This window comes from Clostridioides sp. LIBA-6622 (assembly GCF_056716095.1).
Genome location: NZ_CP196998.1, coordinates 2,621,096 through 2,636,177 on the forward strand (window position 1 = coordinate 2,621,096; position 15,082 = coordinate 2,636,177).

A 15,082-nucleotide genomic window follows, 5' to 3' on the forward strand; every position below is an offset into this window, starting at 1 on the left:
TATCACTCCTCATCATTTTTTGGTAACCCAAATAAAAGTTCTTCAAAATTTGAAATTGGCATTGGTTTTGCAAATACATAACCTTGAATATAGTCACAACCTATTTCTTTTAGCATTTTTACTTGATTATACTCTTCAACACCTTCTGCCACAGTAGTCATAGAAAGTGATTTTGCCATACCAATGATACTACTTACTACAGACTTAGTACGACCATAGTTGTTTTTAGTATTTCTAAAAAATATCTTATCTAATTTTAATGTATCTACAGGTATATCCTGTATAAGATTTAGTGATGAATATCCACTTCCAAAATCATCCATAGAACACCCAAATCCCATTGAATGAATTTCATCAATAATTGCAGATAGGCGCTCAGTATCTTCATATACCATATTTTCTGTCAACTCAATCTCAATATACTGTGAAGGAACGTTATAATGCGAGAAAATTTCATAATACTTATCTAAAAATTTTTCATCTTTTAATTGAATCCTCGAACAGTTTACAGAAATTTTTACTAAATTTTTACCCTCATCAAGCCATCTTTGCAAAGTCATACAGACATTTTCAAACACCCATAAATCTACATTTACAATAAATCCATTTTTCTCAAACAATGGGATAAATGCATCTGGATAAATCATACCTTCTGACTTACTAATCCAACGGACTAATGCCTCTGCTCCTCCTATTTTTTCATTTTCAGTCATATATTTAGGTTGTAGGTATACTTGGAATTCACCTTCTTCTAAAGCACTTTCCATCATATCCTCTAATTGTTTTTCACGTACTAACTGCTGACGAACTTTTTCATTATAAATAGAGTATTTTATTTTATTATTTTTAAAATCTTTTGTAGAATCTCGCAGTGCAAGCTTTGCACGGTCTGCCATATATGGAAATTCCATAGAAGTATCTGTAATTATAAAAACACCAAACTGTGTAGAAAGAGAAGCCCACTCAAACCCATATTTTCCAGAATTTTTCATAATAGCATCATACCAATCTTCAAACCTTTCAGTGAGAGAAGAGTCTTCACTATATGATATGAGTATACAAAAGTTATCAGCAAACAATCTTCCCATACATTCATTTGGAGCTAAAAGAGATGTTATACCATCATACACTCCACGTAATATAGAATCTCCAGCTTCTCTTCCAAACTGGTCATTTAGCATTTTAAATTTTTCAATATTCATATATACAAGTGCATATTGTTCAGATGATTGCTTTAATAAGTCATCTGAGATATTATAAAATCTCTGTATTGTGTTTCCCTTAGTCACAGTATCTACATAAGCAATATGTTCTAAGTTCTTCTTATGTCGATAAAAAGATATTATCAAAGATATTGTAAGAATTGCAAATGCTAATGTTATAAAACCACATAATAATAATGTAATCTTTAACAATAAGTTTGATTTTGCATTTACTACAGATACTGGTACAAAAGTTAACAAATACCAATCTTCCTGTCCAATAGGAATATAAACCATATATTCATGTGAGCCATTTAATTTAAATCCTATTTGCCCACTAAGATTATTGTTTATATCATTTTTCATCTTACTGAAGTCACTATTTGAATCTAACTGAGATTGGCTTATAGTATTCAGTATATTATAACCTGTTTTTTCAGCAATAGGAGATGATGAACGAACTACAACTGTACCATCTTTATTGATAATATGTGAATATGCTTGATTGTTAAATGAAGTCATAGATAGCACTTTATCAAAGGATTCAGGAGAATAACTTATCGCAAGTGCAACTATATTTTTATTATCAATAGACACACTATCTAGTGGTACAACAAAAACTATACATTCTTTATTATCTATCATTTGCGATACAGACATAGACTCTTTCTTATTTATGACAGCCTCTTGAAGGTATGCATCACTACTAAGAGAAACTGATTCCCCATCAGAATTATATGCAACCCCATTTTCATCAATCATCATAATATCCTGACAATTCCAATATTTTCTTTGAGAATCTATTATAGGTTTTGCTTTCTGAAAAGAATCTATATTTGTATTTTTTATCATTAACACTATTGTATCTAATATAGAGTAACTGTCATCAATAATCTTACTTACATTACTTCCTATTCTATTAGATATTTCTTGAAGATAGTTACTACTTTCTTCTTGCACGGTATTTCTCAATTTGCAATAATATTTAAAACATATTACACCCATAAAAAAACATACAACTATGAATACTATTGCTATTGTTCTAACCATTTGTGTGCTGTTTAACATTTTTCTTTTTGCACTCATATAATACCCCTTGAATAATAAATCTAAATATGTATTAACAATTAAAGACTTTTGAATTTAACTTAAGCTTATCAAATAAGTTATTGTATATTACAAGTTTAGATCAATAATAATTTAAATATCTTTATTTACACAAAAATCGTTATCTTCTACCATAACACACTATTTCAGAAAACAAGAGTTTAATATGTTCATTACAATCTCATAATAATCATTCCTTAAAAAATAAAAATATAGTAGTTGTTTTTAGTAATTTATAAAAGGTAATTTAAGCTTCTATTAATTACTAAAAATAATTAAATATCAGTTTAATATAGTAACTTAACCTTATTATAGCTTCTATATTTTAATTTTGGAATAGTTTAGATATTTTTTATATTTATATATAATAATGTCTTGATTTTTTTAAAAATCTATGTACCATCTGCCTTTAAACATCCTAAAAAGCTTACTATATACCTATATTTTAGTGATATATTTATTTTCTAATATATATTAACAATACTACAAAAACAAATGACATCACTATTAAGTAACATTATCTTATATTAAGTTATCTATAAATAAAAAAAGGCTAGTACTATAAAATTAAATAAATTGATTTTATAGTATTAACCTTAATGCTGAACAATTAACTAAATAAAATAATCGTTCTTAAAATTCCTACTAAAATGAATTACTCTTATTTTGTATTTTTATATTAAAACCTAACTTAATATCTTTTTTATCTCATTTTTATCTTCAGTATTTAATAGAACTTCTAAAGTATGTTGGTCATTAATTTTTGAAAACAAGCTTCGTATCTCTTTTTTATTGTTTTCTTTAAGTGCTAACAATACAACCAAATCTACCATAAATTTATTATCCCATACAATGGGTTTATTTAACCTTGCTATAGCTATTGCAGGTTTTATAACATTCTCTGGAAGCCCATGTGGTACAGCTACCTTCGACCCCATCACAACACTTCCCATAGCTTCCCTTTTATATACACTTAAGATATACTTTGAGTCTACATATCCACCTTCTTCAAGTTTTGAGACAAGTGTATCAATTATATACTCCTTTGAAATTCCTTCAAAGTTGTATAAAATCAAATCTTCATGTATTAAATTATTCAATTGATTATCACTATTTAAAGCTGGTTGTTTATTATTTAAGTGTTCTAAGACTTTATTAATACCATTTTTTCCAAGTACCTCATTATAAGAAATAAAAGGTACATTTTTATAATCTATATCAATAGTTCCACAGATAGCAATAATATTATATTCAGCTTCAATATCATTTAATTCTTCTTCTAGATTATTATTTAAAAAAGCAATTGGCTTTACTTCAATTGAAGTATCATATTCCTTAATTTGCTTTTCTATGTGCTCCTTTAAGTTTAAAGCTGTACCTACACCACTCAAACACAATGTAATAATTACATTTTTCTTTCCATATTCATTTTTTCTATAACTAAATTTATTTGTATTTATCATAGCATAATTCTTATTTTTCTTTAAATCTGCTATTATACCATCTAAACTTTTCCCTTCAATAGTTGCAAGTTTACCTGCTTCCATTGCTAATAATGTATCTACTCTATTTACAGTTTTACATCTAATTCCAAGTCTTTTTTCGACCTCATCACCAAGAATTACTAAAGAACCCATATCAATTAGAACTAGAATTCCTTTCCTAGCTTCTATCTTTTGAAGTTCTTCTAATACATGTTCTATACCTTCTGATGGTGAATCTGTAAGTGCTATTTCTATACCCAATGTACATTCTATACCAAGAATATGATTTACGACATTAGACATTTCAATACCAACTTTACCATGTGTAACTATTACTACTTTTACTTTATCTTTTATACTTTCATCATTATAGCAAAATTTATTTATATAATAAGCTAAATATCCAAGTTCATCTTCTGGAAATGTTACTTGTGTTAAGTCTTCTACTATACCCATTATATATCTGGATAACTCATATTCCATTGGCATTGATGCTTTTATTTTATCTAAACTAGGATTTATTATTGTTTTTCCATCTTTTATCCTACCTATAGCATGTTCGATGTGAATTGCTAGAGCTAAATATAAGCCTTGATTTACATTTTTAAACTGCTCTTTAATAAATATGATTACCTTATCCATTATCTCCAGTGTAGACTCTTTTAATTGTCCACCCCAGTCTATTCTACTTCTTCTGTCAGACAAGTTTTTATTATTTTTAATAGCATTAAACTTATTATCCAACTTTTCTATAAATGCATTCTTTAATTCTTCTTCAGAAAAACATTTACTCTCAAGAACCTTCAGTTCTTTTTCTGCATAATTGTATATCTCACTTATCTCATTGTCTGATAAAATTCTGTTTTTTCCACTAACTAGCTCACTAATATCTATATATATATCTTCAACTGAAAACTCAGAATACTTTTCATTTTCACAATTACAATCATAATATCCACTCTTTATATAATCCCTTAAACTATCTAAATCTATAATTACCTTATCACTAGAAAAAATTGATTTACTAAAAGCCCTAGCACAAGTTACTTGTATATCACTTTTTAACTGACCTATATTTCCGGTACACTTATAATTCATTAGTGCACACATAACTTCTTTAGTTATTATAAAATTCTTATTTACTCGTTTTGCTTCTCTTTCAAAAAACTTTATTATTATTTCATATCTTTCAGACTTTGGTCTTTCACTCATATTGGGTAAATTTATTACCATTGGTATACGTCTTCTAAACGTTTGAAGTAAATTAGAATTTGGATTTTCTGTTGTAGCACTTATTATGAGAACATTTGCCTTTCTAGTAGAACTACTTTCTCCCAGTCTTCTAAATTCCCCTCTATCTATTAATGAAAATAGTATCTCTTGTCCCGCAGCAGGCAGTCTATGAATTTCATCTAAAAATAAAATTCCATTATCAGCCTTTTCTACAAGACCTTCTCTATTTACATCTGCACCTGTATATGCACCTTTTACTACCCCAAATAACTGAGCTATCAATAAGTTAGGATTTTCTGCATAATCTGCACAGTTAAATACTATAAATGGACTATTTTCTTCTTTTATATTATTTTTAACAGCATATTTATACATACATGTAGCTAGTTCACTTTTTCCTACACCTGTCTCTCCATATATTATAGTATGAAGACCATTAGGAGGATACATAATTGCTGACTTAGCTAGGTTTACTTTTTCTTTTAGGCTTCCCTTTATACCTATCAAGTCTTCAAATCCATCTTCTTCTACAGCCTTACTTACCTTTACATACTTTCCCGATGATGCTAGGTCTTTATCTTTAATACCACTCTTTGACTGATTCAAATTTTCTTCTTTTAGTAATTTGGACACTGCGCTTCTTGATATGTTATATCCATTATCTATTAATATCTCGGTTATTTTTCTTTCAGACATTTGAGGGTTTTCACTTACAATCTTTGATATATCTTCTATTAATATTTTTTTTCTTCTTTCTCTTGAATCTAAAATATTATTTTTTTTTCTGACTGCTATCACTTCAGACCTAGCTACGTCTAACATTTCAGCAAGTTCTTGGTCAGTATATGGATTTTTTTTGTCTTCTCTTTGTATTTCTCTTAATATTTTATCCATCTTTCGCCTCCTCACTTAAAAAATTAATCTATTTCAATATATTATACACCAAAATAAGACTAGGCAAAATAGCCTAGCCTTATTACTTAGAATTTCCATAATAACCTCTTTAATATACTTATAATCACACTTTGTAATTATAATTTTAAAGACGCACCTTCCCAATCCTTCATAAAGCTATCTATTCCTTTGTCTGTCAAAGGATGCTTAATCATTTGGTTTATAACTTTAAGAGGAACTGTTGCTATATCTGCTCCCATTCTAGCAGCCTGTAAAACATGTATTGGATTTCTAACACTAGCAACTATTATTTGAGCCTCAATACTATTTACACTAAATATATCAACGATTTCTTCAATTAAATCAAGACCATTTTGTGATATATCATCTAATCTTCCAACAAAAGGACTTACATATGTAGCACCAGCTCTAGCAGCTAAAAGAGCTTGTCCAGCAGAGAAAATAAGTGTAACATTAGTCTTTATGCCTTTGCTTGATAATACTTTTACTGCCTTTAAACCTTCTGCTGTCATAGGTATTTTTATAACTATATTTTTATGTATCTTAGATAATTTTTCTGCTTCTTCTATCATTCCTTTATGCTCTAAACTTATTACTTCTGCACTTATTGGTCCATCTACTATTTCACTTATTTCTTTAACTACTTCTATAAAATCTCTACCTTCTTTAGCTATTAGTGATGGATTAGTAGTTACTCCACATATCACCCCTAAATCATTTGCTTCTTTTATCTCTTCAATATTGGCTGTGTCTATAAAAAATCTCATTAAAAAATCCTCCATAATTACATAATTAAAATATGTGCTAAACACAAGTATATAATATCATAAATTACCTAAATTTTACAGTTCCATTATCTATAGATTCAACTACTGCCAAAGACTCTAGTCTTATATTATTAGCTTTTAAAAGTGCTCCTCCAGCTTGAAATCCTTTTTCAATAACAATTCCTACTCCAACTAGGCTTGCATCTGCTTGCTCAATTAAATCTTTAAGTCCAAGAGCAGCTCTTCCATTTGCAAGGAAATCATCTACTATTAGTATCTTTTCACCTTTATTTATATATTTTTTAGAAACTTTAACTGAGTATTCCTTTGCCTTAGTAAATGAATATACATTAGTTTCATATACATCTTTATCCAAGTTTTTAGATTCTGATTTTTTTGCAAATACTACAGGTGCATTATCAAAATATTGTGAAACAATTGATGCTATGGCTATTCCAGAAGCCTCTATTGTAAATATTTTATCTATCTTTTCTCCTCTAAATCTCTCTTTGAACTCTCTTCCTATTTCATTTAAAAAAGCTACATCAATTTGATGATTTAAAAAGCTATCAACTTTTAGTATGTCATTTCCTGAAACACTGCCTTCTCTCAATATCTTTTCTTGTAAAGCCTTCATTGAACTCCCACCTAACCCTTTCTAAAATTATATTAATAAAAAAATTATATTTGTTTTTATTTTGCTATATATATTATCAGTATTTTATATCAAAATACTAAAAAAGCTCCTGTCTATATCATAGACAGGAGCTTAAAATTCAAAGTAATTAACTTAATATATAATTTAAAATAAGTATAAACTATATCTTCTTCACTCCTGTAGTCAAGCTATTAATGGTAGCTTAGTAGAAACATTTGAACCATATTATCAAAAATATACAGGTAAATATATTAATTTATTCTTTTTAATTATATATTATAATTCTCTATTATTCAACAAATAATTCAAACTGTGTAGAATAATATCTTATAAATAATTTATCAGAACTCAATTTTTTTAAGCAAATTTATAAATTTCCCATAAACATATAACTTTTTTCAATGTTATCTAAAAGTTCATCATCATTTAAATTGGCTATTTTAGAAATAGCTTTTTTTACTCCATCAGATTTTATCAATTCTTGTAACTCTACACTTTGAGTATCTTCATTATTATTATAATGAAGTGCTGCACCTATTCCAAGAATTAGATTGTCAACTGATAATCCATATGACTTTGCTGTCATTAAAGGTTTAATTAATCTATCTTTGTCACTTAATTTTCTTAATGGCTCTCTTCCAACTCTGACTACATCATCATTAAGATATGGATTTTTAAATCTATTTAAAATCTTTTCAATATACTTGTAGTGTGCTTTAGAATCAAAATTATATTTTTTAATTAATCCTTCTCCACTTTCTACCATAGCATTTTTAACTATATTACAAATGTATTCATCTTTTATACTTTCTTCTATAGTCTTATATCCTTTTAAATATCCTATATAAGCTGTTATAGCATGTCCTGTATTTAGTGTAAATAACTTACGTTCTATATAAGCCATAAGATTATCAGCTAAATTCATTCCAATTATATTTGGTATATCTCCTTTAAATCCTTGTTTTTCAACATTCCATTCATAGAAATTCTCAACTGTTACATCAAGAGGATTTTCATTTTTACCTGGAGGGACTATTCTGTCAACTGAACAGTTTGGAAAACCAACATACATCTCTAAATAGTCTACTTCTTCTTTATTTAAATACTTAAGAACTTCTTCTTTTAGTGAAGAGCTTGCATATATTGCATTTTCACAAGCTATTATATTTAGATTACTTGTTAATCCTTTTTCTTTTCTAATTTTTATACCTTTTGCAATTGTAGAAGCTATTTTAGTTAAAACTAAAGGCCCAACTGCTGTAGTTATTATTTCAGCCTCTACAATCTCATCTATTATTTCTTCTTTTATAGATGAAACTGCACTTATATTATCAATTACTTCATCTATACATTCTACATCTCTTATGTGTACAGTATATTTTTTATCTTTATTTATTGAATTTAATATTTCCTCATTTACATCAGCAAACACTACATGATAACCTGATTTAACTAATAAACCTCCAATAAATCCTCTTCCAATATTTCCTGCTCCAAACTGAATTGCCTTTTTCATTTTAAGTTCCTCCTAAGATTAGTTGGCAAAAGCTTCCATGAAAGCTTGTTTGTCATTTGAATTTTTTAGTCTTTCTGTTAAATCATCATCTAAAACTATTGCTATATTAGATAATATCTCTAAGTGTTCATCTCCAACACCAGCTATTCCTATTAATAAGTAAGCTTTTTCTCCATCAAAATCTATGCCATTAGGAAATTGTAGTATAACTATCCCTGAAGATAAAATTTCTTTTTTCGCTTCATTTACACCATGTGGAATAGCAACGCCCATTCCCATATATGTAGTCATTACTTTTTCTCTTTCTAACATTGCTGGTATATATTCTTCTTTTACATATCCATTTTCAACTAATTTTCTTCCTGCTAAAGTTATAGCTTCTTCCTTTGAAACACTATCTAATCCTAAAAATATATTATTCTCATTTAATACTTTACTCATAATATCAACCTTCCTTTTTTAATATTTATTTTATTTATCTATAAATGTTTTTAATCTGTTTGTATAAAAATTAAAAACTATATCTTTTACTTCTAATATCATCTCTTCTATAGAAAATTTACTTATTTTATTAGTAAAAATTATATTATCAATTAGTGAACCACTTATTTCACTCATTATTTGTCTTTGATAACTTGGTGAATTTTTAGGAAGCAACATAAAGACTACATTCTCTATTTCTTCATTTGAATCTAGTATGATTTTATTTTCTAACTTTATTATTGCTAACTTCATAATATCTATTCTTTCACTCATACAATGTAATAATAGAATTTTTGATTCTTCTATATATGGAATTGAGATTTTTAATCTTTCTTCTAATGATTCTTTTATAGATATTATATCTTCACTAGACTTTGCAAATATCCTTGATGAATCTACAATAAGCTCACTTAAATCTTTACTTTTAAATTTTTCAAATTGAACTTCCTCTAAAAATTGAAGAATATCCTTTCCTATATTCATACTTTCTGTTATCTGTGCATAAACTTTATTCTTATTTTTAGTATCGTTTTTTACATTTAAATTAATTAATTTATTTTGAGCTATAGATTTTATTTTTTCCTTGATTATCTGTTCATCCTCTAAACTCATAAATGGACCTACACATATATAATCTAAGTTTGTGTTTAACTCAACAGTAGACACAATTAAGTCCACATCTCTTTCCTTTAAATACTCTTCATCTATATTTATGGCTGAGATGGTTTCAAGTATATTTAAGTTAGGAAACTTATTTTCAATCTTAGTTGACAAGAATCTTGAAGTACCTATTCCAGTAGGACATGCTACAACAAGATTTATATTAGTATACATCATCAGATTTTTTTCTATGGCTGATGCAAAATGCATTGCAATATATCCTATTTCAGATTCAGGTATTGAATTTATATTTAGCTTATTTTTTATGATTTTAGAAATTTTTTCAACACCATTATAGGCATATGAATATTTACTTTTTATTTCATCTAAAAGAGGATTTCTTATTTCTAGCCCCATATTCAATCTATTTATAGAAGGACCTAGGTGATTTGCCAAGTCTTTAAACAATCTCTCATCATTTTTAAGACTTATTTTAAATTCATCTTCAGCTAAATCTATCATCTTATTTGTAATATCCATTACTTCTATATCATCTAAGTTTAAAGTTTTATGATTTGAGGATGACCTTTGCTTTGCACCTCTAATATGCATAGTTATATATCCAACCTCATCTAATGGTATATCCATACTAAAGTCTATTTCCATACCCTGTACAATTTCCTGAGCTAATCTAAACTCTTCTGTCATAGATAATTCTTTTAGGAATTCTTTGTCCATAGTTATATTCTCACCATTTTTTATCCTCTGTAAAGCCAACGATATATGAACTACAAGACCTATATATGCACTATCAGCCAAATTTACATCTAAATCTGAAAGCTTTTTTGTTAATGTACTTTCGACTTTTCTTATTATGCATCTGTCCATTAAGTTTAAAAGTCTATTCTCACTTAAAATTTCTATTGCTTTATCTGTCTGTATGTTCTCACTTATATTTCTGACCATATCTAATATTTCTTTTTCATTAAATGAATCATATATAAGATTTACATATGCCTCTCTAAAGCTTTTTTCCTGACCTTTTAGATATACACCAAGCCCTGGTTTTCTAACAAGCTCAATATCAAATCTTTCTAGCCATTTATTTGCTGAGGCAAAGTCATTATTTAGTACCCCTTCTGATACCTTTAATATTTTTGCAAAATAATAAGATTTTACTGGCTCGTTAGAAATTAGTAGCTTTGATAATATAATTAAATTTCTTTCTTCCTTACTATATTCTTTTTCTATTTTCTCTTCTTCTAATAACTCGATTATAAAGTTTTGATTTTCTATATTTTCTTCTAAAATTAATCCAACTCCTGGTTTTTTTACAAAATTAAAATCATTTTCATCAAACCATTGTTCAATTCCAGACATATCTCTAAGTACAGTTCTTGAACTTAAGTCTAACTCACCTGCAATCTCAGAAACAGTTATTGGGATATTTTTTTTTGAATTTTCTACTATCATTAGTATTATCTTTTTTTGTCTAGATGTAATCTTCTTTTTTTTCAAATTATCCACTCCTAATCAGTGGTACTTTTTATTTTTATTTAGATTCTAATCTTTTAAATAGTGTATCTAAATTTGGGTCATTTAAAAAGTTATTTATTGAAACTATCTCAACACTTGAATTATTCTTAGCTACTCTTTCAACCAATGTATTATGAGTTACTACTATCTGTGTGTCATCTGGAAGATTATCAACAGATGAGTTCGTAATTTCTATATTTAAATCTAAGTTTTTTATTCTATTTTTAAATCTTGAAGCTCCCATTGCACTAGAACCCATTCCTGCATCACATGCAAACACAATCTTCTTAATTTCATTTACTTCAAGTTGTTTTTCTTCAACACTTTTGTCAGAATTCTTACTTGCAGATTTCATGTCACTCATTTTCGCTTTAGCTTCTTCTAAAGTACCCTCTTCTTCATTTTGATTTGAAGAAGCTCTCTTAACAAATGGTGCTGCTACTAAGAATGATACCGCTGTTGCAACTGCAACCCCTGCTAAGACTGGAAGTAACCCTCCCTTTGGTGCTAGTGCCATAAGTGCAAATATACTTCCTGGTGATGGTGCTGCTACAAGTCCAGCTCCTAATATTGAGAAAGTTAATATTCCTGCTGCTCCACCTGCCATTGTAGCTAATATTAGAACTGGATTCATTAAGATATATGGGAAGTATATTTCATGTATACCACCAAAGAAATGTATTATTACAGCTCCTGGTGCTGATTGTTTTACACTTCCTCTACTGAACATCCAGTATGCCAATAAAACTCCTAAACCTGGTCCAGGGTTACTTTCTAATAAGAACATTATAGATTTACCTGCTTCTTTTGCCTCAGCTATACCTATAGGTCCTAATATACCATGATTTATTGCATTGTTTAAGAACAATACTTTTCCAGGCTCTATAAATGCTGAAACTAAAGGTAATAAACTCTTGCTAACTATAAATTGAACTCCAGACTCTATAAGAGCCGTACCTGCTACTATTGCTGGTCCTATTGCATAAAATCCTAATATTGCAAGAAGCATGCCTATTATACCTATTGAAAAGTTATTTACTAACATTTCAAATCCTGTTGGTATCTTACCATCTACAAATTTATCGAATTTCTTGATTATCCATCCTGCAAATGGTCCCATTATCATAGCTCCGATAAACATTGGTATATCTGCTCCAACGATTACACCCATCGCTGCTGCTGCACCTATTACTCCGCCTCTTTGTCCAGCTATTGCCTTCCCACCAGTATAAGCTATCAATAGTGGTAAAAGGTATTTTATCATTGGGTCGCCTATAGTACTTAATTTCTCATTAGGCATCCATCCTGTTGGTATAAATAATGCTGTTATAAGACCCCATGCTATAAAAGCTCCTATATTTGGCATTACCATACCACTTAAAAATTTTCCTATTCGCTGTATAGATGTCTTTATTGTCGATTGATTAGAACTGCTCATAATTTTACCTCCATTTGAATTATATTCTATATCGATATGATTCCCTTTTGTTATACTTTTATTATAGAGTTTATATTTTCTAGTAACAACTTTAAGAAATCGTTTCTATGTCACTTAAGATAATGACATTTGTCATTTTAGTTTTTGTTTAACTTTATTTATGTAGTATTTTAGAGTATCTAGTGTTGCAAATAATACTATTTTTATAAAATAATTAACTTTAATATAAAAACCAACAATAATTCAATTAAATAATTTTATTAGAGGTACTTTTGGATATACTAATATAGACTTATTTGACCTGTGCTTTTGAGATTTGTACGCTCTATGTCAATATTGTCAACATAAAGTGTATAAGTATAATGTATGGATAACTAAATATTAATTTCTAATTAGCTACTATACAACATTAAACATTATTTAATATACAGTTTTACCCTATAGAGCAATATATATTAAACAAATTCAATTAAAATAGTTTAAATTTTTCAAAAATCTCAATATTTGACAAAATACTTTAATAAAATTAAAGAATAAGTTATAATTAATACTATCAATTATAAAAAGTATAAAAATATAAGGAGTGATTAAAAAATGGCGTTTTATTTTGATACACCATCACATACTTTCAGTGAATACCTTCTTGTCCCAGGTTTCTCTTCTACTGATTGTATACCTGCTAATGTAAGTTTGAAAACACCTGTTACTAAATTTAAAAAGGGCGAAGAAGCAGATATTTATATGAATATCCCTTTAACTTCTGCTATTATGCAATCTGTTTCTGATGACAAGATGGCTATTGCACTTGCTAAAGAGGGTGGGATTTCATTTATATACGGTTCTCAAAGTATTGAAAGTGAAGCTGCTATGGTAGCACGTGTTAAATCTCACAAAGCTGGTTTTGTTGTAAGTGATTCAAATATTAAACCTGAGAATACACTAAAAGACATACTTGAATTAAAAGAAAAAACTGGACATTCTACAGTTGCTGTTACTGAAGATGGGACTTCAACTGGTAAATTATTAGGTATTGTCGCAAGTCGTGATTATCGTATAAGTCGTATGGATTTAGATACTAAAGTTAGTGAATTTATGACTCCTCTGTCATCCATAGTTTATGCTAACAAAGATGTTACTTTAAAAGAAGCAAACAACATTATATGGGACCACAAGCTTAATTCTCTTCCTGTACTTGATGACAATGGTAATCTTGTTTATATGGTATTCCGTAAAGATTACTCTTCTCATAAAGAAAATCCACTTGAACTTTTGGATTCTTCTAAAAGATATGTAGTTGGAGCTGGTATTAATACTAGAGACTTTGCTGAACGTGTTCCTGCTTTAGTTGAAGCTGGTGCTGATGTTTTATGTATAGATTCTTCAGAAGGTTTTTCTGAATGGCAGAAAATAACTCTTGACTTTATTCGTGAAAAATATGGTGATACAGTTAAGGTTGGAGCTGGAAATGTAGTTGACCGTGAAGGATTCCTTTACTTAGCTGAAGCTGGTGCTGACTTTGTTAAAGTTGGTATTGGTGGTGGTTCTATATGTATTACTCGTGAGCAAAAAGGTATAGGACGTGGACAAGCTACTTCTATAATTGAAGTTGCACAAGCTAGGGATGAGTACTTTGAAAAAACAGGTATTTATATTCCAATTTGTTCTGATGGTGGTATCGTTTATGACCATCACATAACTTTAGCTTTAGCTATGGGTGCAGATTTCATAATGCTTGGTAGATACTTCTCTCGTTTTGATGAGAGTCCAACTAATAAAGTTAATATAAATGGTAGTTACATGAAAGAATACTGGGGAGAAGGTTCTGCACGTGCTAGAAACTGGCAAAGATATGACCTTGGTGGAGATAAGAAACTTTCTTTTGAAGAAGGTGTTGACTCTTATGTACCTTATGCTGGTTCTTTAAAGGATAATGTAACTCTTTCTTTAAGTAAAGTTCGTTCTACTATGTGTAACTGTGGGTCTCTTAGCATACCTGAACTTCAAAAGAGTGCTAAGCTTACACTTGTATCTTCTACTAGTATAGTTGAAGGTGGAGCTCATGATGTTATGTTAAAAGACAATAGAAATTTATAATATAAATAAAAGTGTAGTTGATTATAAAATCAACTACACTTTTTTATTT

The 15,082-nt window shown here is 28.6% G+C and carries 9 protein-coding genes and 1 riboswitch; of the genes, 1 reads left to right on the plus strand and 8 read right to left on the minus strand.

The features are described 5' to 3' along the window. Nucleotides 1-2: 2 nt before the first annotated feature. The 8 genes from ACTG47_RS12420 to ACTG47_RS12455 form a co-directional block, all read right to left on the minus strand. Entirely contained in the window at nucleotides 3-2,288 is a 2,286-nt protein-coding gene (locus ACTG47_RS12420; protein ID WP_479924791.1) for a bifunctional diguanylate cyclase/phosphodiesterase, read from the minus strand. Between the two features lie 707 nt (nucleotides 2,289-2,995). Beyond that, a complete protein-coding gene (locus ACTG47_RS12425) occupies nucleotides 2,996-5,920 on the minus strand; it encodes a sigma 54-interacting transcriptional regulator (RefSeq protein WP_479924792.1) in 2,925 nt (974 codons plus the stop codon). Between the two features lie 137 nt (nucleotides 5,921-6,057). Further along, complete coding sequence (gene fsa, locus ACTG47_RS12430) at nucleotides 6,058-6,708, minus strand: fructose-6-phosphate aldolase (RefSeq protein ID WP_003423115.1); 651 nt, start codon at nucleotides 6,706-6,708, stop codon at nucleotides 6,058-6,060. A 64-nt stretch (nucleotides 6,709-6,772) separates the two neighbouring features. Further along, nucleotides 6,773-7,345: a xanthine phosphoribosyltransferase gene (locus ACTG47_RS12435; RefSeq protein ID WP_479924793.1), complete on the minus strand. Its 573-nt coding sequence runs from the start codon at nucleotides 7,343-7,345 to the stop codon at nucleotides 6,773-6,775. Between the two features lie 181 nt (nucleotides 7,346-7,526). Then, nucleotides 7,527-7,628, minus strand: a riboswitch (purine riboswitch). A 105-nt stretch (nucleotides 7,629-7,733) separates the two neighbouring features. Beyond that, nucleotides 7,734-8,882, minus strand: a complete 1,149-nt coding sequence (locus ACTG47_RS12440) for a mannitol-1-phosphate 5-dehydrogenase (protein WP_479924794.1) — start codon at nucleotides 8,880-8,882, stop codon at nucleotides 7,734-7,736. An 18-nt stretch (nucleotides 8,883-8,900) separates the two neighbouring features. Next, nucleotides 8,901-9,323 (minus strand): PTS mannitol transporter subunit IIA, encoded by a 423-nt coding sequence (locus ACTG47_RS12445; protein WP_021385085.1) that lies wholly within the window; start codon nucleotides 9,321-9,323, stop codon nucleotides 8,901-8,903. A 30-nt stretch (nucleotides 9,324-9,353) separates the two neighbouring features. Further along, nucleotides 9,354-11,492 carry a BglG family transcription antiterminator gene (locus ACTG47_RS12450; RefSeq protein WP_479924795.1) on the minus strand — a complete coding sequence of 713 codons (2,139 nt, stop codon included), beginning with the start codon at nucleotides 11,490-11,492 and terminating at the stop codon, nucleotides 9,354-9,356. Between the two features lie 25 nt (nucleotides 11,493-11,517). Then, a complete protein-coding gene (locus ACTG47_RS12455) occupies nucleotides 11,518-12,939 on the minus strand; it encodes a PTS mannitol transporter subunit IIBC (RefSeq protein ID WP_479924796.1) in 1,422 nt (473 codons plus the stop codon). Nucleotides 12,940-13,533: 594 nt separating this feature from the next. Here ACTG47_RS12455 and ACTG47_RS12460 point away from each other — a divergent pair. Beyond that, nucleotides 13,534-15,033 carry an IMP dehydrogenase gene (locus tag ACTG47_RS12460; RefSeq protein WP_169467703.1) on the plus strand — a complete coding sequence of 500 codons (1,500 nt, stop codon included), beginning with the start codon at nucleotides 13,534-13,536 and terminating at the stop codon, nucleotides 15,031-15,033. Nucleotides 15,034-15,082 lie beyond the last annotated feature (49 nt).